Below are 20,909 nucleotides of genomic sequence, written 5' to 3' on the forward strand. Positions count from 1 at the left end.
GCGATGCGATGGTTGGTTTGGCTCTGCCTTCTGTGGCTTCAGGTTGCCGTGGCCACATCGGTGCGGGAGGCGACGCTGGAGGAGATGCTGCGCAATTCGGAACTGGTGTTCCGGGGGGAGGTGATCGGCAGTGAAATCCGTGACGACGGCCCAAGGCCCTACACCCGGATCACCTTCCGGATCGAGGATGTGATCAAGGGCGATTACGAGGGTGCTACCCTGGCTCTGGATTTTGCCGGCGCCCCCGCCCGTGGCCTGCGGGTGGATGAGATGCGTTATCCCCAGCCGGGGGAGCGGGGCATCTATTTTGTCGAATCCCTCCGGCGCCGCCAGGCCAATCCCCTCTACGGTTGGTCCCAGGGGCATTTCAGGATCGTGGCGCGGAACGGCCGCGCCGTGGTGGTCGGCAGCGACAGCAAGCCGGTGGTGGCAGTGACCGGGTCGCCTAAGGGAGAGAAGGGCGCCAGGCGGGCGTTGAGCCGGGGGGTTCCCAAAGGGGTGCAGACTGAAAGCCGGGCCTGGAACCGGGGACTTGCGCCGGAGCAGTTCGAAGACCTATTGCGTCAGCGCCTGGAGGCGCTGCAGCCATGAGAGCGTTTTGTGTGCTCATCCTGTATGGTTTTGCTTCGACGGTTTGCGCCTATCAGTTTATGGGGGGGCGCTGGCCGACGCCCGAGGCCACCATGCACTTCGATCTGGTGGATACCCAGGGACGGGATCGCGCCCCCAGCGGCATGCGCTGGAACGACGGCTTCCGGGAAGCCATGGAACGGTGGAATGGCAGCACCGGTTTCACGTTCCACGGCGATGAGGGAACTGCACTGGACCCATGCCGCAGCGACGGTCAAAACGGCGTCGGTTTCCGGGAGGACAATTGCGGCTTCGTCTTCGGCCGCACCACTCTGGCGATCACCTACACCCAGACCCGGGCGGGCCTGATCGAGGAAGCCGATATCGTCTTCAATGGCACCCTGGACTGGGACATCTATTCTGGTCCCCTGCGCCGCCGCGAGGATTTTGTCCGGGTCGCCACCCACGAGCTGGGGCATGTCCTGGGGCTCGATCATGAGGACAGCGGCGTCCCCGCGATCATGACCTCGCTGGTGAGTGATCTGGAATTCCCCCAGAAAGACGACATGGACGGGGTGGCCGTTTTGTATGACGTTCGTAATCCACAGCCGGAGGTATGCAGCCCACAGATTGTTATCCCTTTGAACCAGACCGTGGAAGGTGACTTCGGGATATCGGATTGTCAGCGGCGCTTTCTCGCCGACTCACCCTTCGACAGCGACGACAGCTTCGTGGATTTGTACCGTTTCCAGTTGCCGGTGGCGGCGCTGGTTGTGGTGCAGCTGGAGTCTGACGAAGTGGACTCTTATCTCGAACTGTACGACCGCGAACACCAGCATCTGATCGCCTGGGACGACGACAGCGGCGCAGGTCTCAATGCCATGCTGTACGCCCGCCTGGAACCGGGGGAATACCTGGTCCAGGCCGATACCGCCCTGCCTTGGGTACAAACCGGCGGCTACCGGTTGCAGGTGCGTGTGAATCTGGATCAGCCGCCGGCGGCGCGGCTGACAGACGATTGGAACATCGTCATTGATGCGGTGGAGGTCAACGGCGGGTTGCTTCACGGTGAGCTGTTGGCTTATGCCAATCCGCTCGATCCGGCCGGCCTTTACTGGCGGTTGGGAAACATCGCCGCCGGCGGTGCACCGGAGCGCGGCGGCGTGGTCTATTTCCCGGGGAGCAGAAGCGTGATCTTCAATCCCATCATCGCCTTAGGGCGGCGTTACGATGCCGTGCTGCAACCTTATGTCAATCCTGCAGATCCCACAGGATGGTACTGGCGGCTGGAGTCGGCGTGGCCGAGGTAGAATCAGCTCAGGCTGATGCGGATGGCGGCGGCGATGGCCAACGGTGCCAGGGTCGAGGCCAGTACCAGCAGCGCGGCGAGGAAATATAGCTGCCCTGAGATCGGCAGGCCGGCAGCAGCGGCGCCGACGGCGCCGGTGGCGAAGATCAGTACCGGAATGTAAAGGGGCAGCACCAGCAGGGTCAACAGCACACCGCCACGGCGCAAGCCGACCGTCAGGGCGGTGCCGACGGCGCCGATCAGGCTCAGCAGCGGGGTGCCCAGGGCCAGGGTGGCCAGCAGCGCCAGGGTGGCAGGCTGGGACAGGGACAGCAGCAGCGCCAGCACCGGGGCCAGCAGCAGCATCGGCAGGCCGCTGACCAGCCAGTGGGCCAGGACCTTTGGGGTGACCAGCCAGGGCAGGGGATGGGGGCTGAGGGCCAGTTGTTCCAGGGTGCCGTCGGCGAAGTCAGCCTTGAACAGGTTTTCCAGGGAGAACAGCGCCGACAGCAGGGCGGCGATCCAGATGATGCCGGGGGCGATGCCGCGCAGGATTTCCGGTTCCGGACTGATCCCCAAGGGATAGAGGCTGACGATCATCAGGAAGAACAGCGGCGGGTTGAGCAGCTCGCCCCGGTGGCGGAAGGCCAGGATCAGGTCGCGTTTGAGCAGGGTCCAGAAGGCCGATAGCGGAGAGCTCAGCATGGTTTTTTCCCGTCGCCATGAAAAAGCCGCCCTGCGCGGGCGGCTTCCGGGTTGGCTGGGGGACCAGGATTCGAACCTGGGTAAACGGAGTCAGAGTCCGTTGTCCTGCCGCTAGACGATCCCCCAAGAAATCGGTATCAGCGCTTGGAGTACTGCGGCCGTTTGCGGGCTTTGTGCAGGCCCACCTTCTTGCGCTCCACCTTGCGGGCGTCCCGGGTCAGATGACCGGCTTTGCGCAGCGAGGAACGCAGGGTTTCGTCGTAATCGACCAGGGCTCGGGCGATGCCGTGGCGGATCGCGCCGGCCTGCCCGGTCGGGCCGCCACCCTTGACCGTAATCATGATATCGAATTTTTCGGTCATTGCAACCGTTTCCAGCGGCTGGCGCACGATCATGCAGTCGGTCTTGCGGCCGAAATAGACATCCAGCGGCTTCTGGTTGACGGTGATCTGACCGGAACCCGGCTTCAGGAAGACACGGGCGACGGAACTCTTGCGACGGCCGGTGCCGTAGTGGTATTGGGTTTGTGCCATGATCGGTTACTTACAGTTCCAGAACTTTGGGTTGTTGGGCGTGATGGTTGTGCTGCGAGCCGGCGTAAACCTTGAGCTTGCGGAACATAGCCCGGCCGAGCGGATTCTTCGGCAGCATGCCGCGGACCGCATTCTCGATGATGCGTTCGGGATGGGTGGCGCGCTGCTTGCCGAGGGTGATCGATTTGATACCGCCGGGATAGCCGCTGTGATGGTAGTAGACTTTCCTTTCTTCCTTGCGGCCGGTCACCTTCACCTTCTCAGCGTTGATGACGATGATGTAGTCGCCGGTGTCCACGTGAGGCGTATATTCGGGTTTGTGCTTGCCCCGCAGGCGGCGGGCGATCTCGGCGGCCAGACGCCCCAACGTCTTCCCTTCGGCATCGATGACGTACCAGTCGCGTTTCACTTCGTGGGGTTTGGCGCTAAAGGTCTTCATGATTCTCCTTGCGAACTTCCGGTTTGGGGCTGATCTGAAACGGCAAATTTTAGAGGATGGCCGGATTTCATGCAAGCGCTATCGTGCACAACGGCGGATCTTCCGCCGACGGGGCCATGTTATACTCCACCACTTTTCCAATTCAAGCAGTCACGCAAGCATTCATGCCACACTCCAGCGCAACCAAAGCTTTTCCCCGGATGCAGCCGGGCCCCCGTTTCGAGGTTTATACCCTGGCGGATCTGGAGAAAGGGACGATCCCTCATCTCCAGGCTCTGTCACCGCAGCAGCGCCTCGCCATGCGGGCGGTGGCCCACGTCTTGCCGTTTCGGGTCAACCGTTACGTGATCGAGGAACTTATCGACTGGGAGCGGGCGCCGGACGACCCCATGTTCCAGCTCACCTTCCCACAACCCGGAATGCTGGCTCCCGACGATCTGGTGGTGATGACGGATCTACTGCAACGTCAGGCGCCGGCGGGCGAGATCAGGTCCCAGGTGCAGGAAATCCGCGCCCGTCTCAACCCCCACCCGGCCGGACAGCTGACGCTGAACCGTCCCCGTGACGCCGAGGGCAATCCCGTAGCCGGCCTGCAGCACAAGTACCGGGAGACGGTGCTGTTCTTCCCCAGCCAGGGGCAGACCTGCCACAGCTACTGCACCTTCTGCTTCCGCTGGGCCCAGTTCATCGGCGACAAGTCGCTGCGCATGGCCTCCCGCGAGGCGGGAGTGCTGCACGAATACCTGCGCCGCCACCGGGAAGTGACCGATCTCCTGGTTACCGGCGGCGATCCCCTGGTGATGAAGACCCGCCATCTGGCCGATTATCTGGAGCCGCTGCTGGCGCCGGAATTCGCGCACATCCGTACCCTCCGCATCGGCACCAAGTCCCTGAGCTTCTGGCCGCACCGCTATCTGAGCGACGAGGACGCCGACGACCTGCTGCGGCTGCTGGAAAGGCTGGTCGCCGGCGGCAAGCACGTGGCCATCATGGCCCATTACAACCACTGGCGCGAGCTGGAGACCCCGGCGGCGCGCCGGGCCATCGCCCGGGTGCGGGAAACCGGCGCCGTGATCCGCGCCCAGGGGCCCTTGATCGCCCACATCAACGACGATGCCGATACCTGGGCCCGGCTGTGGCAGACCCAGGTGAGCTTGGGGATCGTGCCTTATTACATGTTCGTGGAGCGCGACACTGGGGCGCGTCACTATTTCGAGGTGCCGCTGGCGCGCTGCTGGGAGATCTACCGCCAGGCGCTGCAGCAGGTTTCCGGCCTGGGACGCACCGCCCGCGGTCCCAGCATGAGCGCCACGCCCGGCAAGGTGGAGATCCAGGGGGTGACGGAGGTCGCCGGGGAGAAGGTCTTCGTGCTGCGCTTCATCCAGGGGCGCAATCCCGACTGGGTCCAGCGGCCCTTCTTCGCTCGCTTCGACCCCAAGGCCACCTGGCTCGATCAGCTCAGGCCCGCCTTCGGCGAGGAGAGGTTTTTCTTCGAGGACGAGCTGGCGGCGATGCTTCAGGCCGACCGCCGCGGCGGGGCATCGTAAACCAGCTGTTCCCGGCCGTTGTACACCAGGAAATGGTGCCCCCGGGCGCGGGCGATCAGGACGATGCCGGCCCGGCGGGCCATTTCCAGCCCCATCTGGGTGACCCCGGAGCGCGACAGCAGCACCGGAATGCCCATCTGCGCCGCCTTGATGCTCATCTCCGAGGTCAGGCGCCCGGTGGTATAGAAGATCTTGTCGCCGCCGTCGATGCCGTTGAGCCACATGTAACCGGCGATGGCATCGACGGCGTTGTGGCGGCCCACGTCCTCGCAGAAGAACAGGATCTCCCCCTCCCGGGAACACAGGGCGCAGCCGTGGACGGCGCCGGCCTGTTTGTAGACCTCGTTGTAGGCCTTGAGATTGGCCAGCAGGCGGTAGAGGACCGACTGGCGCACCGGCGGCGGCTGCAGGCGGATCCTTTCCAGGCGCTGCTGCAGCTGGCCGTAGACCGTTCCCTGACCGCAGCCGGTGGTGACCGTGCGCTTTCCCAGCACTGCCAGTCTGTCCGGATCGGTGCCGTGGCGGGTGACCACGGCGGCCGCCTCCACTTCCCAGTCCACCTGCACCGCATCGATCTCGGCGATGTCGTCCACCAGCCCTTGATTGCGCAGGTAGCCCAGGGTCAGCAGTTCCGGCTGGGTGCCCAGGGTCATCAGGGTGACGATTTCGTACTTGTCCAGATAGACGGTCAGGGGCCGTTCGGCGGCGACGGCTTTTTCCACCGGACGGCCGTATTCATCGTGGGCGGTGACGGGCAGGGCGGCGGCCAGGCCGCTGTCGCTCAGCTCAACGTGTGCCATGGAGGTCTTCAGGGGTGTTGACGTTGAGGAAGGCGTCGGGATGGTCGCTGCAGTCCACCGCCGTCCAGCGGTGGCGCCCGGCCCAGCGGTCGATCTTGTGGCGCCCGGCGGCGAGCCAGGCGGCCAGATCGTCGGCCAGATGGGTGCGCAGGGCCATGACCACCGGATGCAGCCGCTGCCCGTCGTGGGCGATGGCGATGTCGTGACCGTCGTCCAGCGCCGCCGGCAGGCGCGCCAGCAGCGTGGCGGAGAGCCGGGGGCTGTCGCAGGGGACGACCAGCAGGCAGGGAGTCTCGGCTTGCTGCATGGCGGCGAGGATGCCGGCCAGGGGGCCCTGGAAATCGGGCAACGCATCGGGGACGACCGGATGGCCGAAGCGGCGGTAGTCCGCCAGATTGCGGTTGGCGTTGATGAGGATTTCGCCGCACAGCGGTTCCAGCGCTTGCAGGGCATAGCGGATCAGGGGCCGGCCGCGGTAGGCAAGCAGCCCCTTGTCGATGCCGCCCAGCCGCCGGGCTCTGCCGCCGGCCAGGACCACGCCGGTGAGCTGCTCGCGTCTCATGGGGCCGGGGGCGTCAGGACCGTGTTACGGGGCGGATCCTGGGGGCGGGGATAGTCGAGGGTGTAGTGCAGCCCCCGGCTTTCCTTGCGCGTTATGGCGCTTTTGACGATCAGTTCGGCGGCGATGATGAGGTTGCGCAGCTCCAAAAGATCGCTGGTGACGCGGAAGTGACCATAGTAGTCGGCGATCTCCTGTTTCAGCAGCGCCACCCGCCTAAGGGCCCGCTGCAGGCGTTTGTCGGTGCGGACGATGCCGACGTAGTCCCACATGAAGCGGCGGATCTCGTCCCAGTTGTGGCTCACCACCACTTCCTCATCGGAGTCGGTGACCTGGGACTCGTCCCAGGCCGGCAGCGGCGGCGGGGCGGGCAGGTCATCGAGGCGGTCGCGCAGGTCTTCAGCCGCCAGATCGGAGAACACCAGGCATTCCAGCAGCGAGTTGCTGGCCATGCGGTTGGCGCCGTGAAGTCCGGTGCAGGCGGTTTCCCCCACCGCGTACAGGCCGGGGATGTCGGTGCGCCCGCGGGCGTCGGTGACCACCCCACCGCAGGTGTAGTGGGCCGCCGGTACCACCGGGATCGGTTCCCGGGTGATGTCGATGCCGAAATCCAGGCAGCGCCGGTAGATGGTGGGGAAGTGATCGCGGATGAAGCCGGCCGGCTTGTGGGAGATGTCGAGATAGACGCAGTCGATCCCGAGGCGCTTCATTTCGTGGTCGATGGCGCGGGCGACGATGTCGCGCGGCGCCAACTCGGCGCGGGGGTCGAAGCGGTCCATAAACGGGGTGCCGTCGGGCAGCAGCAGCCGCGCGCCCTCGCCCCGCAGCGCCTCGGAGATCAGGAACGAGCGCGCCTGGGGATGGTAGAGGCAGGTGGGGTGGAACTGCATGAATTCCATGTTGGCCACCCGGCAGCCGGAGCGCCAGGCCATGGCGATGCCGTCGCCGGTGGCGGTGTCCGGATTGCTGGTGTAGAGATAGACCTTGGCCGCGCCGCCGGTGGCCAGCACCACCGCCCGGGCGCCGAAGGTCCGCACCTTGCGGGCGTTGCGGTCGAGCACATAGGCGCCCACCACCCGCTGCGGTGCGCGGCCGAGCTTGGCGGTGGTGATGAGGTCGATGGCGTTGTGGTATTCGTAGAGCTCGATGTTGGGATGGGCTTTGGCCCGGGCCAGCAGCGAGGTTTCCACCGCCTTGCCGGTGGCGTCGGCGGCGTGGACCACGCGGCGGTGGCTGTGGCCGCCCTCGCGGGTCAGATGCAGGTGGCGGCCGCCGTCTTCGGCCTCCACTTCGGTGAAGGTGACGCCCTGGTCCAGGAGCCACTGGATCGCCGCCTTGCCGCGGGAGACCACCAGGCGCACGATTTCCGGATCGCACAGGCCGGCGCCGGCGTCCAGGGTGTCCTGGATGTGGGACTCGATCGAATCCTCGGCGTCCACCACCGCGGAAATGCCACCCTGGGCATAGAAGGTGCTGCACTCGGACATTTCCGCCTTGGCGAGGACGGCCACCCGGGCGCGGTCGGCGATGCGCAGGGCGACGCCGAGACCGGCGGCGCCGCTGCCGATAATAAGGACGTCGTGATAAGCGTGTGTCATGGGCTATTTATAACAGAATCCGTCCGCACTGACATAGTAGGCTTGTAATGGATCGGAGAGGCAGGTGGCCTGCTGCGGAAGCCTCGCCGGCAGGGAGGCCGGTGTGGAGCCTACAGGGAGGTATTGACGGCGTCTTTCGCAGCAGGCCACCTGCCTTGACAGACATAAGGGAGTAGTTGGCACAGGCCCGCGTTGAACGTGCGGGGGGAAACCGGGATAATGTTCGGTCATCCATTTGACAGCACGGACTGGCGCACAGTTCGGGCCAACTGACGATGCAGGCCGAAGCGACGCTCACAGACGGGGAAAAGGGATTGAAAGCAGAAGGCCAATCGGCGGCGGACGTTGACCGCGAGCTGGTCCGGCGCGTCCAGCAGGGGGACAAGAAAGCCTTCGATCTGCTGGTGCTCAAGTATCAGCCCAAGATCGTCCAGCTCATCAGCCGCTACATCCGCGATCCCTCCGAAGCCCTGGACGTCGCCCAGGAAACCTTCATCAAGGCCTACCGGGCGTTGCCCCGTTTCCGCGGGGACAGCGCGTTCTATACCTGGCTGTACCGGATCGCCATCAATACCGCCAAGAATCACATCGCCGCCCGGGCGCGGCGGCCTTCCGATTCGGCAATCGAACTGGAAACCGCGGAACAATTCGAAGGGGCGGTTCGTCTAAAGGACCAGGAAACCCCCGAGGGGATCCTGTTGAGCGAGGAGATCGCCGACGCGGTGCGCCAGGCGATCGAGGAACTGCCCGACGAATTGCGGACCGCCATCATCCTGCGGGAATTCGAAGGGTTGAGTTACGAGGAAATCGCTCAGGCGATGGGTTGCCCGGTCGGAACGGTGCGTTCACGCATCTTCCGGGCCCGGGAGGCGATCGACAAGAAACTGCGGACCTTGCAAAGCGGCGTGCGCAAGGATCGCAAAGCGAAAAAATCCGAACCGGTGGAAAAATGACCAGAGGCATCCGCTCATGCAAGACGATGTGAATTGGAAACTCTCCCTCTTGATGGACGACGAACTGCCTCCCGACGAAGCGATCGCCTTGTTGGATCGTCTGCACAGCGACCCGAATCTTCAGGACACGTGGTATCAGTACCAGATGATCCGCCAGGCCGTGCGCCAGGGAGCCGGTGTGCACGCCAATGCCGCCTTTCTGGAGCGGATTCAGGCTGCCCTGGCCGAAGAACCTGCGCCCGAACCACCGATTCCCCAATGGCAGGGTGACGCCTCCAGTCCGCAGCCGGATTTCCTCTCTTTCTGGCGCAATCCCTGGGTGACGGTGCCGATGGCCGTCGCTGCCGGTGTCCTGGTCGCCTTCCTGTGGCGGCAGCCGGATGCCCCGAAGACGCCGGCGCCCGTGCAGACGGCCAAGGCGGTTTCAGTTCCTTTCCAGGCTGATCGGGACGCGCGGCTGGAGGACTACCTGCTCGCCCACAGCGAGGACAGCCTTTACCTTCCCGGTGCCCAGCAGATGATCAGCTATGCCCGTATCGTCAGTCATGGCGGGCGTTGACATGCCGAAATCCCGTTTTTGCGCTTTGCTGTGGATGCTCTGCCACGGGCTGATCGCCCTGGCCGCCGAGCTGAAATCCCCCCAGGACTGGTTGCAGGCGATGAGCGAGGCGATGCAGCACCTCGATTATCAGGCCACGGTGGTCTACAGCCGCGACAACCGGATCCAGACCTTGCGGCTGGTGCATCTGCTCGAAGACGGCGTTATCCACGAACGCCTGCAGGCGCTGGACGGTGCCCCGAGAACCGTGGTGCGCGAATCGGATCAGGTCCGCTGTTATTTCCCCGACCGCAAGACGGTTACCATCGGATTCCGCCAGGGCGATCATTCCCTGTTCGACAATGCCCTTCCGATCCGCTGGGACGAGCTGGCGCGCTACTACCGCCTGCGTCTCGGAGCACAAACCCAGGTGGCCGGGCGTCCGGCCCAGGAAATCGTGATCGAACCGCGCGATTCCCACCGTTACGGCCGCCGTCTTTGGATCGATACCGCAACCCGGCTGCCGCTGCGCTTCGAGTTGGTTGACCGCGACGGCAGGGTTCTGGAATCGTTCGTGGTGACCGATCTCAAGGTGGGTGCGCCGGTCGCATTGCCCGATGACAGCGAAGACCATCAAGGCTGGAAGGTGCTCGACCGCAAGGAAATTCCTGCCGATACCCGTTGGCGGCTGACCTATCTGCCCCCCGGATTCAAGGAAGTGCGGCGCAGCCGCCACATCGACCCGGAAACCGGTGCGGCCATCGATCACCTGCTGCTCAGTGATGGTTTGGCGACTGTTTCGGTGTATATTCGCCAGGCCGATGGTGAGCGCGCCGAAGCCCATCGCCGGCGTCTCGGGGCGGTGAATGTCTACAGCCGCAGGCTGGGCGACCACTGGATCACCGTGCTCGGGGACGTGCCGCCGGACACGGCCGCCCGCATCGGCGAAGGCGTCCGCGGCGCGGTGCCCTGAGCTTCAGGTTCCGGCTGGCGTGGCGGCGGCGGGCTTCAAGCCCGCCGCTTCGTGTCGGCGCGGGCGAAATACGACGGAAATTGGAATTAAGGACGGCATTTTAGGACCATGGCGGATCGACATCGACTGGCGCAGGTGTGTGCAGCCTTGTGGCTGGTGGCCTGGGCTGCCTGGGCGCAGGCGGCGCGCCTGCCCGATTTCACCGAGCTGGTGGAAAAGACCGGCGCTGCGGTCGTCAACATCAGCACCAGCAAGAAGGCCGGGCCGCCGACAGCGCCGGTCCCCCGTGAGGCGCTTCCCCCGGGGGCTCCGTGGGACGAGCTGTTCAAGCATTTTTTCGGTGATCCGGGCGCGCCCCGGGAAAGCCGTTCCCTGGGTTCCGGTTTCATCATCTCCCCCGACGGCTACATCGTCACCAATCATCATGTGGTGAAGGATGCCGATGAAATCATCGTCCGCCTTCAGGACCGCCGGGAACTGACCGCCCGTCTGGTCGGTTCCGACCGCCGCAGCGATCTGGCCCTGTTGAAGATCGAGGCCCGGGGCCTGCCCGCGGTCAGGCCGGGTTCGAGCGCCAGGCTGAAGGTGGGCGAGTGGGTGGTGGCCATCGGTTCGCCCTTCGGCTTCGACCATTCGGTCACCGCCGGCATCGTCAGCGCCAAGGGACGCAGCCTGCCGGGGGACAATTACGTGCCTTTCATCCAGACCGACGTGGCGATCAATCCGGGCAATTCCGGCGGCCCCCTGTTCAATCTGGATGGTGAGGTGGTGGGGGTCAATTCGCAGATCTACAGCCGCACCGGCGGCTTCATGGGACTCTCCTTCGCCATTCCCATCGACGTCGCCCTGGAGGTGATCGAACAGCTCAAGGCCCATGGCAAGGTCCAGCGGGGCTGGCTGGGGGTGCAGATCCAGGACGTCAGCCGCGAGCTGGCCCAGGCCTTCGCCATGTCCAGGCCCTACGGCGCCCTGGTGGCGCGGGTGCTGCCCGGCAGCCCGGCGGCAGGCGCCGGGATCCAGGTGGGGGACGTGATCGTCGCCTACGACGGCCGCCCGATCGAGAGCGCGACGGAACTGCCGCCCCAGGTGGGACTGACGCCGGTGGGCAAGACGGTCACGATCCGGCTCCTGCGCGGCGGTCACGAGGAAACGCTGACGGTGGCGATCGGCCGCCTTCCCGAGGAGAAACCGCCCCCAGCCGAGGATCGCACCGAAACGTTGAATTTTCCCGCCCTGGGGCTGGGCCTCGAGGACCTGGACCCGGAAACCCGGCAACGTCTCGGCGTCAAAGGCGGGGTCCGGGTGCGCCAGGTGTCGGAACCGGCCCGCTCTGCGGGGATCGAGCCCGGCGACGTGATTCTCCGGGTCGGCCGGGTGGCGGTGACCGGCATGGCCGACTTCGGGCTGCTGGTGTCCCGCCTGCCGCCGCGGCAGCCGGTGGCGCTGCTGGTGCAGCGGGGCGAGGACGCCCTGTTCGTTGCCATCAAACCCGACAAGCATCCAGAGAAAGCCAAACGTGACTGACCTCAGCAAGATTCGCAACTTCTCCATCATCGCCCATATCGATCACGGCAAATCGACCCTGGCCGACCGCTTCATCCAGATCTGCGGCGGCCTGTCGGAGCGGGAGATGGAAAGCCAGGTGCTCGACTCCATGGACCTGGAGCGCGAGCGCGGCATCACCATCAAGGCCCAGAGCGTGACCCTGAACTACACCGCCGCCGACGGGGAAACCTACCAGCTCAACTTCATCGACACGCCGGGTCACGTGGACTTCTCCTACGAGGTGTCGCGCTCCCTGGCCGCCTGCGAGGGGGCGCTTCTGGTGGTGGACGCGGCCCAGGGGGTGGAGGCCCAGACCGTGGCCAACTGCTACACCGCCATCGACCAGGGCCTGGAGGTGGTGCCGGTGCTCAACAAGGTGGACCTGCCCTCGGCCGAGCCGGAGCGGGTCAAGCACGAGATCGAGGAGATCATCGGCATTCCCGCCGACGAAGCCCTGGAGATCAGCGCCAAGACCGGCCAGGGGGTGCAGGACGTGCTGGAACAGATCGTCGCCAAGATTCCACCGCCCCAGGGTGATCCTGAGGCGCCCCTGCAGGCGCTCATCATCGACTCCTGGTTCGACAACTACCTGGGAGTGGTGTCGCTGGTGCGGGTGGTCAACGGCACCCTGAGGAAACGGCAGAAGATCACGGTGATGTCCACCGGCCGCAGCTACCAGGTGGATCAGGTGGGGGTGTTCACGCCCAAGCGCACCGAAACCGGCGCGCTGCACGCCGGCGAGGTGGGCTTCGTGATCGCCGGCATCAAGGATATCTTCGGGGCTCCGGTGGGCGACACCATCACCGCCGCCGACCGCCCCTGCACCAAACCTTTGCCCGGCTTCCAGAAAGTCCAGCCGCGGGTGTTCGCCGGCCTCTATCCGGTCAGCTCCGACGATTACGAGGATTTGCGCGAGGCGCTGCAGAAACTGCGCCTCAACGACGCCGCCCTGCAGTTCGAGCCGGAAACCTCCCAGGCCCTCGGTTTCGGCTTCCGCTGCGGCTTCCTGGGGATGCTGCACATGGAGATCGTCCAGGAGCGGCTGGAGCGGGAATACGATCTCGACCTCATCACCACCGCCCCGTCGGTGATCTACGAGGTCCTGACCACCAAGGGCGAGGTCCTCAAGGTGGACAACCCGGCGGACCTGCCGCCGCCCAACCAGATCGAGGAGATCCGCGAGCCGATCATCGAGGCCAACATCCTGCTGCCGGCCGATTATCTGGGCGGCGTCATCGGGCTGTGTATCGAAAAGCGCGGGGTGCAGAAGAACCTGCAGTACCTCGGCAGCCAGGTGTCGCTGACCTTCGAACTGCCCCTGAGTGAGGTGGTGCTGGACTTCTTCGACCGCCTCAAGTCCGTCAGCCGCGGCTTTGCGTCATTCGACTACGAATTCAAGCGCTTCCAGGCCGCCCCGATGGTCAAGCTCGACATCCTCATCAACGGCGAGCGGGTCGACGCCCTGTCGCTCATTGTCCACCGCGACCTGGCCGAGGCCCGCGGCCGCGAGCTGGTGGAAAAGATGAAGGAGCTGATCCCGCGGCAGATGTTCGAGGTGGCGATCCAGGCCGCCATCGGTTCCAAGATCATCGCCCGTTCCACGGTCAAGGCGCTGCGCAAGAACGTCACTGCCAAATGTTACGGCGGCGACATCACCCGCAAAAAGAAATTGCTGGAGAAGCAGAAAGCCGGTAAAAAACGCATGAAGCAGGTGGGCAAGGTGGAAATTCCCCAGGAGGCCTTCCTCGCCGTTCTCAAAGTCAAATCAGAAGGATAACAACAACATGGATTTCGATTTCGAGTTCTTTCTGCTGACCGGCACGGTGGTGTCCGGTCTGATCTGGGGAGGCTGGCTGTGGTGGCTGAAGCGCCAGGGCAAGCGCCCGGATCAGGAGAAGGAGCCGGTGTGGGTGGAATACGCCCATTCCTTCTTCCCGGTCCTGCTCATCGTCCTGCTGCTGCGCTCCTTTCTGGTGGAGCCGTTCCGGATCCCCTCCGGCTCGATGATGCCGACGTTGCTGGTGGGGGACTTCATTCTGGTCAACAAGTTCATCTACGGCCTGCGCCTGCCGGTGTTCCACACCAAGATCGTGGACATCTCCGAACCCCAGCGCGGCGACATCGTGGTGTTCCGTTATCCCAACGATCCCAGCGTCGATTACATCAAACGGGTGGTCGGCCTGCCCGGTGACCACATCGCCTACTACAATAAAAGACTGTACATCAACGGCGAACCGGTGCCGCTCAAGCCGCTGGGGCGGTTCGTCGGCACCGGGGACGACGCCCGTTACAACGGGGCCCTGGTGTTCGAGGAGACGCTGGGACAGGTCCGGCACCAGATCATGATCATGCCGGGAAGGCCGTCGGTGGAAGGGGAATTCACCGTGCCGGCGGGATACTACTTCGTCATGGGCGACAACCGCGACAACAGCAACGACAGCCGTTACTGGGGTCCGGTGCCGGAGGCGAACTTCGTCGGCAAGGCCTTCTTCATCTGGATGCACTGGAACCCGAGCAATCCCGGCGAGGTGTTCGACCGCATCGGCATGGTGTTGCAATGAGAAATCCATCCCATCAGCGGGGCATGACCCTGATCGGCCTGATCTTCGTCCTTGCGATCTTCGGCTTCTTCGTCCTGCTGATCCTGAAGATCGGGCCCATTTATCTGGAGCATTTCAAGGTGGTCGGATCGCTGAAGTCCCTGCAGGAGACGCCGGAGCTGGCCAGAAAGTCCCGGCGGGAGATCCGCAGCCTGCTGGAAAAGCGCCTTGACATCAACATGGTGGAAAACGTCGCCCCCGAGGACATCGTGGTCAGGAAGGAAGACGGGGTGGTCACGGTGGAAGTCAGCTACGAGGTGGAAAAACCGGTGCTGGCCAACCTCAGCGTGGTCGCCTATTTCGACGACCGGATCGAAGCCGGCGGCGCGCCGTGAGCAAGGATATGCAACGTTTCTGCCGCCGTCTCGGGCTGCCTTTCCAGCATCCCGAGTTGCTGCGCGAGGCCCTGACCCACCGCAGCGCCGGTTCCCGCAACAACGAGCGCCTGGAGTTCCTCGGGGATGCGGTGCTCGGTTTCGTTATCGCCCACGAGCTGTTCCACCGCTTTCCCAAGGCCCGGGAAGGGGAGCTGAGCCGCATGCGCGCCAGTTTGGTCAATCAGGCCAGTCTGGCGGAGATCGCCCGGGAGCTGGCGCTGGGCGACTGGCTGATCCTGGGGCCGGGGGAGCTGAAAAGCGGCGGTTTCCGCCGCGATTCCATCCTCTCCGACGCCCTGGAGGCGATCATCGGCGCGCTGCTGGAGGATCAGGGCTTCGAAGCCTGCCGGCGCTGGATCCTGGAGCGCTTCGCCGCCAGGCTGGCCCGTCTCGAGGCGGGGAAGTGGCAGAAGGACCCCAAGACCCGCCTGCAGGAATTGCTGCAGGGACGGGGCCTGCCGCTGCCGCGCTACGAACTGGTGTCCCAGAGCGGCCCGCCCCACGACCAGCATTTTGAGGTAGTGTGCCACCTGGAACCGCTGGCGCAACCCTGCCGCGGTACCGGCAGCTCGAGAAAACAGGCAGAGCAACAGGCCGCGGCCCAGGCACTGGAAAAACTGTCCCAAGAACTGGATAAGGCATCATGAAAACCGGATATGTGGCGCTGATCGGCCGGCCCAATGTCGGCAAATCGACGCTGCTCAACCGCCTGCTGGGGCAGAAGCTCAGCATCGTCTCGCGCAAGCCCCAGACCACCCGTCACCGCATTCTCGGCATCAAGACCGGCGCCGAGTTCCAGGCCGTTTACGTGGATACGCCCGGCATCCACCAGGGCGAGTCGCGCGCCCTCAACCGCTATCTCAACAGGGCCGCCGCCTCCGCCCTGGTGGGGGTGGACGTGGTGGTCTGGCTCATCGACGGCAAAGGGTTCCGCAAGGACGACGCCCTGGTGTTCGAAAAACTGAAGACGGTCAAGGCGCCGGTGATTCTGGCGATCAACAAGATCGACAAGGTCAAGGACAAAAAGACCTTGCTGCCCCTGATCGCCGAGGCGGAGCGGCGTTATCCCTTCGCCGCGATCGTGCCCGTCTCCGCCCTGGCCGGCGACAACGTCGAGGCCCTGGAACAGGAAATCGTCGCGCGTCTTCCGGAAGGCCCGCCCATCTATCCCGAAGACCAGATCACCGACAAGCCGGAGCGTTTCTTCGCCGCCGAAATCATCCGCGAGAAACTGCTGTACTACCTAGGCGACGAGATTCCCCACCGGCTGACGGTGGAAATCGACCGGTTCAAGGAGGAGAACGGCCTGACTTCCATCTATGCGGTCATCTGGGTGGAGCGGGAAAGCCAGAAACCCATCATCATCGGCCGCCACGGCGAGCTGCTGAAGAAGGTCGGCCAGCAGGCCCGGCTGGAGCTGGAGGACTTCCTGGACCGCAAGGTCTATCTGAACCTGTGGGTCAAGGTCAAGAAGGGCTGGTCCGACGACGAACGGCTGCTCAAGCAACTGGGCTACGCCGACTGAGATTGGACTGGCACGAGGGTTTCGTCCTCCGCCGCCGCCCCTGGCGGGAAACCAGCCTGTGGCTCGAAGCTTTCACGCGGGAGGCCGGCAAGGTGGCGCTGATCGCCCGGGGAGCGCGGCGCCGCAAGCGCGCTCCAATCGCCCTGGAGCCGTTCCAGCCGCTGGCGCTGCGCTGGCGGGGACGGGGGGAGCCGGCCACCCTGACCGCCGCCGAAGCCGCCGGGCCGCCGCTGCGCCTCGACGGGACCGGCCTTTACTGCGGTTTCTATCTCAACGAACTGCTGAGCCGGCTGCTGGCGCGTGACGATCCCCATCCGGCGCTGTTCGACGTTTATCTTGAGACTCTGAAGGCTTTGGCCGGCGGAGAGGTGGAGCGGCCGCTGCGCCGTTTCGAGCTGCGGTTGCTGGGGGAAATCGGCTACGCGCCGCTGCTCGACCATGAGGTAGAATATGCCCGCCCGGTGGTGGCCGCCGCCCGTTACCGCTATCTGCCCGATCAGGGGCCGGTGGCCGATCCGGCGGGCTGGCTGCAGGGCCGGACCCTGCTGGCCCTGGCGCGGGACGCGCTGGATGACGGGGAAGTCCGGCGCCAGGCGAAACGGCTGTTGCGCCTGCTGCTCGACCACCGCCTGCAGGGCAGGCCGCTGCAAAGCCGCCGACTGTTCCAAACCATGGTGAAAAAGCATGAACCTTAGACCGATCCTGCTCGGCGTCAACATCGACCACATCGCCACCCTGCGCCAGGTCCGCGGCACCGCGTATCCGGAGCCGGTGGAGGCGGCATTGCTGGCGGAAAAGGCCGGGGCCGACGGCATCACCGCCCACCTGCGCGAAGACCGCCGCCACATCCAGGATCGTGACATCCGCCTGCTGCGGGAACTGATCCACACCCGCCTGAACCTGGAAATGGCGGTGACCGACGAAATGATCGCCATCGCCTGCCGGGTCCGTCCCGATGCCTGCTGCCTGGTGCCGGAAAAGCGCGAGGAACTTACCACCGAGGGCGGGCTCGACGTGGCCAGCCAGTTCGAGCGGGTCCGGGCCGCCTGCCAGCGCCTCGGCGAGGCCGGCATCGAGGTGTCCCTGTTCATCGACCCGGACGAGGCCCAGATCGAGGCAGCCCACCGGGCCGGCGCGCCGGTGGTCGAACTGCATACCGGGCATTACGCCGATCTCAAGGGCGGGGCCAAAGCGCGGGAGCTGCAGCGGATCGAACAGGCCGCGCGCCTGGGGGACAGTCTGAATTTGCAAGTCAATGCCGGCCACGGTCTCAACTATCATAATGTCGAGGCCATCGCCCGGATTCCCGAGATCGTCGAGCTGAACATCGGCCACGCCATCGTCGCCCGCGCGGTGCTGACCGGCTGGGTCGAGGCGGTGCGGGAGATGAAGCGGCGGATGCGGGCGGCCCGGGCGGAAATGTTGACCGGGACGAACTGATTTGCCATATTGAGCCATTCCCGTTGGGGTGCTTGGGGGATGGCCTATGGAGCGCAAACCGATGAAACCGATGATTCAGGCCGACGATTCGCCGGCGGCCGACAATGAAGCCCTGCGGCAGGCCCAGCTTGCCATGCAGGAACAGCACCGCTTCGCCCGCCGCCTGGTGGGGGGATTGCTGGCGCTGATGCTGGTCTGGCTGGCGGCGTTGTTGTATTTCAAACAGCCCCAGTGGCTGAAGCTACCCAGCCCCGTCCAGGGTGAAACCGCGGCGAAGATGGATTCGGCCGCTCTGCCGCAGGCCAGCCAGGTGGTGGAAATGAACCGGGAGCTGGCCCGTCTGCAGCAGCAGCTGGGTTCTGCATTGACCCAGAGCCTGACCATTAAGCTGGAAGCGCTGGAGGAGCGCATCCGCCTGGGGCAGGCCGGCTTGCAGGATCTGGAATTGCTGCAGTCGATCCGGGAGGACATCCGCACCCTGAGCCGTCAGGCCGATGCCGGCCGTCTGCCGCAGACGACCGCACCTGGGGCCGACGGCCGGCTGCTGGCCGAATTGAGCCGCCTGGAAAGCCTACTGTATCTGACCCTGGGATCCTTCGCCTTGATCGTGGTCGCGGGGGTGGGCTACTGGTTGCGCTGGCACCATCGGCTGCGACAGCTCGACGCGGAGCTGACCCAGGTGCGTTTCCGTCTCGAGCACCGGGATTGAGCGCTACTCCCCCACTTCGACCCGATCGCGCCCCGATTCCTTGGCCTGATACAGGGCGCGATCGGCGCGTTCGATGAAATCCTCCGGTACCTCGCCCTCGCGGTAGCTGACCACCCCGGCGGAAAAGCTGGGGAGGGGGAAGGTCTTTCCCTCCGCCGTCAGACTGTGGCGTTTGACGGCCTCACGGATCTTCTCCAGGGCCCTGACAGCTCCTTCGGTATCGGTGTGCGGCAGCAGGACGATGAACTCCTCGCCGCCGTAGCGGGCAACGTAATCCTGGCGGCGGAAGCCGGAGAAGACGTGCTCGGCGTAGGTGCACAGGACTTCGTCGCCGATGGCGTGGCCGTAACGGTCGTTGATCTGCTTGAAATGATCGAGATCGACAATCGCCAAAGTCAGGGGGACCGGGTGGCGCTGAATCCGGGCCAGTTCTCCTTCGAGGCGCTGCAGGAAGGCGCGGCGGTTGGGCAGGCCGGTCAGCTCGTCGGTCAGGCTCAGGGACCGGGCCCGCTGCAGCTCCTCGTCCAACTGGTGATTTTCGATGCGCGCCTGGGCCAGCTGCTGGCGCAGTTCCGCCAGTTGTCGGTCCAGCTGTTGCTGGCCTTCGAGCAGCAGCTGGATATGCTGTTCCAGGGCGGCGCGGATTTCCCCCGTCGGCCGGCCGCCTTCCAGTTCCTCCAGCTGCTGCAGCAGTTGTTGCAGCGGCAGGGTGAAGCGGGCGTTGTTGCGTTCCAGGTGCTCAAGGCGGTCGTCGATGTCGCCGATCACCAACGCCTGCGGGGCCGGTCGTGCTGCCGTGGCCGGTTGCGCCGTTGCCCTGACGTTGATGGTCCGCTGCAGTTCCTTCACGCCCTGCTTCAGGGTCCTCAGGTCTTCCAGGGAAGGGCGGGTCAGCAGGCGGTCGAAGAAGGGCAACCGCTGGTGCAGCGGTGATCCGGATTCCGGCAGCAGCTCGGTCAACTGCTGCAGCAGCAGGCGGATGATGTCCAGATAGTGCTGCTGATAGGTGCGTTGCAGGGCATCGAGGGTGTTGAGGTGTTTCTGCAGGTGTTCGATGACCAGGGATTCTACGTCGAAATCGCTTAGAATCTCCAGCTCTTCCAGTAGCCGTTCGATGTCACAGGAAAGTCGATTCATGGATGGGGTTTGCGAGCAGATGGATGGAGCAATGGATTTGTGTTCGGAAACGGCACGCCGGCACGCCGTCCTTTCGGTCGCGCCGATGCTCGAGTGGACCGACCGCCATTTTCGGTATTTTCTGCGGTTGCTCACCAAGCATACGTTACTTTACACCGAAATGGTCACCTGTGGAGCACTGCTCCACGGCGATGTAGCGCAGATCCTGGCCTTCGACGCCCGCGAGCGGCCTTTGGTGCTGCAGCTGGCGGGAAGCGATCCCAGGCAGCTGGCCCGGGCCGTGCGCATCGCCGACGCTTGGGGTTTTACTGCCTACAATCTCAACGTCGGCTGCCCCAGCGATCGGGTGCAGGAAGGCCGTTTCGGCGCCTGTCTGATGCGGGAGCCCGAGCGGGTCGCCGAGCTGGTGGCGGCGATGCGGGCCGTCACCCGCCTGCCGGTGACGGTCAAGTGCCGTATCGGTGTGGACGAACGTGACCGCTACGACGATCTGGCCGCTTTCGTCGCCACCGTGGCGCAGGGCGGCTGTGACACGTTCATCGTCCACGCCCGCAAGGCTTGGCTCAAGGGGCTGTCGCCGAAGGAGAACCGTACCGTGCCGCCGCTGCGGTACGAATTCGTCCACCGCCTGAAGCGGGATTTCCCCGGCCTGACCATCGTGCTCAACGGCGGTGTCGACTCCCTGGATCAGGCCGCCGCTCACCTGGACCGGGTGGACGGGGTGATGATCGGCCGCGCCGCCTATCACAATCCCTATCTGCTGGCCGAGGCCGACCGGCGCTTTTTTGGCGGCCGCCGCCCGCCTCCCAGCCGCGAGGACGTGCTGCGGGCCTATCTGCCCTATGTGCGCAAGCAGCTGGCGGCCGGGGTGCGGCTGCACGCCATGACGCGGCATCTGCTCGGCCTTTATCACGGTCAGCCGGGGGCGCGCCGCTGGCGCCGCCATTTGAGCGCGGCGGGGAGCCGGGCGGATGCCGGTATCGAGGTGTTGACCGCCTGGCTGGCGCGGCAGGAGGCGGTTGACGGCGGTGGGGCAAACGTGGTTTAACTTGAATTCATAACGAATAACCAGA

At 65.0% G+C, this 20,909-nt stretch carries 23 protein-coding genes and 1 tRNA gene; 16 read left to right on the forward strand and 8 right to left on the reverse strand.

Annotated features, from left to right (window positions below; genetic code table 11):
- Window positions 1–3: 3 nt before the first annotated feature.
- Together MCIT9_RS05625 and MCIT9_RS05630 are read left to right on the forward strand one after the other, a co-directional pair.
- Complete coding sequence (locus MCIT9_RS05625) at window positions 4–591, forward strand: hypothetical protein (RefSeq protein ID WP_317706428.1); 588 nt, start codon at window positions 4–6, stop codon at window positions 589–591.
- Complete coding sequence (locus MCIT9_RS05630) at window positions 588–1,880, forward strand: matrixin family metalloprotease (RefSeq protein ID WP_317706429.1); 1,293 nt, start codon at window positions 588–590, stop codon at window positions 1,878–1,880. Before MCIT9_RS05625 ends, MCIT9_RS05630 begins: the two co-directional genes overlap by 4 nt.
- A gap of 2 nt (window positions 1,881–1,882) precedes the next feature.
- Here MCIT9_RS05630 and ccmB read toward each other — a convergent pair whose 3' ends face one another.
- The 4 genes from ccmB to rplM form a co-directional block, all read right to left on the reverse strand.
- Window positions 1,883–2,563 carry a heme exporter protein CcmB gene (gene ccmB / locus MCIT9_RS05635; protein ID WP_317706430.1) on the reverse strand — a complete coding sequence of 227 codons (681 nt, stop codon included), beginning with the start codon at window positions 2,561–2,563 and terminating at the stop codon, window positions 1,883–1,885.
- Window positions 2,564–2,615: 52 nt separating this feature from the next.
- Window positions 2,616–2,689: transfer RNA gene (locus tag MCIT9_RS05640), tRNA-Gln, on the reverse strand.
- An 11-nt stretch (window positions 2,690–2,700) separates the two neighbouring features.
- Complete coding sequence (gene rpsI, locus MCIT9_RS05645) at window positions 2,701–3,096, reverse strand: 30S ribosomal protein S9 (RefSeq protein WP_317706431.1); 396 nt, start codon at window positions 3,094–3,096, stop codon at window positions 2,701–2,703.
- Window positions 3,097–3,106: 10 nt separating this feature from the next.
- Complete coding sequence (gene rplM, locus MCIT9_RS05650; RefSeq protein ID WP_317706432.1) at window positions 3,107–3,535, reverse strand: 50S ribosomal protein L13; 429 nt, start codon at window positions 3,533–3,535, stop codon at window positions 3,107–3,109.
- Between the two features lie 200 nt (window positions 3,536–3,735).
- Between rplM and MCIT9_RS05655 the strand changes: the two genes are divergently transcribed.
- Complete coding sequence (locus MCIT9_RS05655; protein ID WP_317706433.1) at window positions 3,736–5,082, forward strand: KamA family radical SAM protein; 1,347 nt, start codon at window positions 3,736–3,738, stop codon at window positions 5,080–5,082.
- Here the strand turns inward: MCIT9_RS05655 and MCIT9_RS05660 are convergent.
- Genes MCIT9_RS05660 through nadB form a run of 3 tightly spaced genes read right to left on the reverse strand, consistent with a single transcriptional unit; the run spans window position 5,052 to window position 8,039 of the window.
- The gene (locus tag MCIT9_RS05660; protein ID WP_317706434.1) at window positions 5,052–5,882 is read right to left on the reverse strand and encodes a formate dehydrogenase accessory sulfurtransferase FdhD; all 831 of its coding nucleotides are present in this window, start codon (window positions 5,880–5,882) and stop codon (window positions 5,052–5,054) included. The genes MCIT9_RS05655 and MCIT9_RS05660 overlap by 31 nt on opposite strands.
- Complete coding sequence (mobA, locus tag MCIT9_RS05665) at window positions 5,869–6,444, reverse strand: molybdenum cofactor guanylyltransferase MobA (protein WP_317706435.1); 576 nt, start codon at window positions 6,442–6,444, stop codon at window positions 5,869–5,871. The genes MCIT9_RS05660 and mobA overlap by 14 nt, the downstream gene beginning before the upstream one ends.
- On the reverse strand, window positions 6,441–8,039 hold the full coding sequence (gene nadB / locus MCIT9_RS05670; RefSeq protein ID WP_317706436.1) for an L-aspartate oxidase: 1,599 nt from the start codon (window positions 8,037–8,039) through the stop codon (window positions 6,441–6,443). The genes mobA and nadB overlap by 4 nt, the downstream gene beginning before the upstream one ends.
- A 314-nt stretch (window positions 8,040–8,353) precedes the next feature.
- Between nadB and rpoE the strand changes: the two genes are divergently transcribed.
- The 12 genes from rpoE to MCIT9_RS05730 all read left to right on the forward strand — a co-directional run bounded on the left by rpoE (window position 8,354) and on the right by MCIT9_RS05730 (window position 18,699).
- Window positions 8,354–8,992 carry an RNA polymerase sigma factor RpoE gene (gene rpoE, locus MCIT9_RS05675; RefSeq protein ID WP_317706437.1) on the forward strand — a complete coding sequence of 213 codons (639 nt, stop codon included), beginning with the start codon at window positions 8,354–8,356 and terminating at the stop codon, window positions 8,990–8,992.
- A 16-nt stretch (window positions 8,993–9,008) separates the two neighbouring features.
- Entirely contained in the window at window positions 9,009–9,551 is a 543-nt protein-coding gene (locus MCIT9_RS05680) for a sigma-E factor negative regulatory protein (RefSeq protein WP_317706438.1), read from the forward strand.
- Window position 9,552: 1 nt separating this feature from the next.
- Window positions 9,553–10,503 carry a MucB/RseB C-terminal domain-containing protein gene (locus MCIT9_RS05685; protein ID WP_317706439.1) on the forward strand — a complete coding sequence of 317 codons (951 nt, stop codon included), beginning with the start codon at window positions 9,553–9,555 and terminating at the stop codon, window positions 10,501–10,503.
- Between the two features lie 108 nt (window positions 10,504–10,611).
- Window positions 10,612–12,027, forward strand: coding sequence for a DegQ family serine endoprotease (locus MCIT9_RS05690; protein ID WP_317706440.1), 1,416 nt, complete (start codon window positions 10,612–10,614; stop codon window positions 12,025–12,027).
- Window positions 12,020–13,825 (forward strand): translation elongation factor 4, encoded by a 1,806-nt coding sequence (lepA, locus tag MCIT9_RS05695; protein ID WP_317706441.1) that lies wholly within the window; start codon window positions 12,020–12,022, stop codon window positions 13,823–13,825. The genes MCIT9_RS05690 and lepA overlap by 8 nt, the downstream gene beginning before the upstream one ends.
- Before the next feature lie 7 nt (window positions 13,826–13,832).
- Window positions 13,833–14,609, forward strand: coding sequence for a signal peptidase I (lepB, locus tag MCIT9_RS05700; RefSeq protein ID WP_317706442.1), 777 nt, complete (start codon window positions 13,833–13,835; stop codon window positions 14,607–14,609).
- On the forward strand, window positions 14,606–14,983 hold the full coding sequence (locus MCIT9_RS05705) for a DUF4845 domain-containing protein (protein ID WP_317706443.1): 378 nt from the start codon (window positions 14,606–14,608) through the stop codon (window positions 14,981–14,983). Before lepB ends, MCIT9_RS05705 begins: the two co-directional genes overlap by 4 nt.
- Window positions 14,980–15,672, forward strand: a complete 693-nt coding sequence (gene rnc / locus MCIT9_RS05710; protein ID WP_422880198.1) for a ribonuclease III — start codon at window positions 14,980–14,982, stop codon at window positions 15,670–15,672. The genes MCIT9_RS05705 and rnc overlap by 4 nt, the downstream gene beginning before the upstream one ends.
- Entirely contained in the window at window positions 15,669–16,550 is an 882-nt protein-coding gene (gene era, locus MCIT9_RS05715; RefSeq protein WP_317706445.1) for a GTPase Era, read from the forward strand. Before rnc ends, era begins: the two co-directional genes overlap by 4 nt.
- A 2-nt stretch (window positions 16,551–16,552) precedes the next feature.
- Entirely contained in the window at window positions 16,553–17,245 is a 693-nt protein-coding gene (gene recO / locus MCIT9_RS05720; protein ID WP_317706446.1) for a DNA repair protein RecO, read from the forward strand.
- Entirely contained in the window at window positions 17,235–17,990 is a 756-nt protein-coding gene (gene pdxJ / locus MCIT9_RS05725) for a pyridoxine 5'-phosphate synthase (protein ID WP_317706447.1), read from the forward strand. The genes recO and pdxJ overlap by 11 nt, the downstream gene beginning before the upstream one ends.
- A gap of 61 nt (window positions 17,991–18,051) precedes the next feature.
- On the forward strand, window positions 18,052–18,699 hold the full coding sequence (locus tag MCIT9_RS05730) for a hypothetical protein (protein WP_317706448.1): 648 nt from the start codon (window positions 18,052–18,054) through the stop codon (window positions 18,697–18,699).
- 3 nt (window positions 18,700–18,702) lie between these two features.
- On the opposite strand, the gene MCIT9_RS05735 is transcribed toward MCIT9_RS05730, so the two are convergent.
- Entirely contained in the window at window positions 18,703–19,836 is a 1,134-nt protein-coding gene (locus MCIT9_RS05735; protein WP_317706449.1) for a GGDEF domain-containing protein, read from the reverse strand.
- Between the two features lie 31 nt (window positions 19,837–19,867).
- Here MCIT9_RS05735 and dusA point away from each other — a divergent pair, with 31 nt between their 5' ends.
- Window positions 19,868–20,884, forward strand: coding sequence for a tRNA dihydrouridine(20/20a) synthase DusA (gene dusA / locus MCIT9_RS05740; RefSeq protein WP_317706450.1), 1,017 nt, complete (start codon window positions 19,868–19,870; stop codon window positions 20,882–20,884).
- Window positions 20,885–20,909: the final 25 nt, after the last annotated feature.

The sequence above is a fragment of the Methylomarinovum caldicuralii genome (genome assembly GCF_033126985.1).
In the GTDB taxonomy this organism is placed as follows: Bacteria; Pseudomonadota; Gammaproteobacteria; order Methylococcales; family Methylothermaceae; genus Methylohalobius; species Methylohalobius caldicuralii.